The sequence below is a fragment of the Microbulbifer magnicolonia genome (genome assembly GCF_035117725.1).
GTDB lineage: Bacteria > Pseudomonadota > Gammaproteobacteria > Pseudomonadales > Cellvibrionaceae > Microbulbifer > Microbulbifer magnicolonia.
In genome coordinates this window covers 1-768 of the sequence record NZ_JAYEFD010000013.1, presented here as the reverse complement: position 1 = coordinate 768, position 768 = coordinate 1, and the positions used below count along the sequence as shown (strand labels likewise).

Genomic DNA, 768 nt, shown 5'->3' with positions numbered 1-768 from the left:
GCAGCTAACAAGCAGCGGCAGAGCGACAGCCAACACTACGCGCCTTTTGTGTTACTCGCTGTCGCTCAAACATTAACACAAAAGGCGCTCCGCGTTGGCTGCGCCTGCGCTGGGCGTTATGTTTCCGAGTATTCAATGAGCATTCAAAAAGTCTTCTATATAGGGAAAACACGAAGAAAGGTCAATGAAGTATCATTTTCAATGTCTCGAGCGATAATTGAGAAGGAAAATGAATTTAAGATTGATGTATCAATTAATGGCTTTCCAAGTAATTTCAATCGTAGTCTTACTCGATGTGTTGAAGTTGAAGAAAAAGAGAGAACGGAAGATCATCCAGATTTTAAAGAAATTCGAAGAGTAGTTGATGGCCCAACAGAATTTGATGCAATTATTTTCGCATTAGCCTTTTTAAGGCAGGCTACTCGTTTGTTTTTATCGGATCACCCTGGTGTTAAATTATTTGAAAAGCAAGGAGATGCTTTAGAGATTGTTGAAGTTAACGATATATTTTGGACCCATGATTGCGTGCCAGAGTAAAACATAACAATGCGCTGCAGGCCGACGGCCAACTTTGTGCACTTTATGCGCGGTCGCTGCGCTCCCATTTTCGCGCATAAAGCGCCCAAATTTGTCCGCGGCTGAGCGCGGCGTTAGGCTATTTAGAGAAATTAATGAACATTGAAGCTTGGCTGGCATTTACTGCAATTGCATCCGTAGCAACTATCGTGCCTGGACCGGCGATGCTTCTGGTCGCCACGCATAGCTTGA

The 768-nt window shown here is 43.9% G+C and carries 1 protein-coding gene; it reads left to right on the top strand.

Annotation, left to right across the window (positions count from 1 at the left end; genetic code table 11):
- A partial coding sequence (locus tag RRF64_RS18765) for a hypothetical protein (RefSeq protein ID WP_323847453.1) occupies positions 1 to 537 on the top strand: 537 nt, incomplete at its 5' end.
- Between the last annotated feature and the right edge of the window lie 231 nt (positions 538 to 768).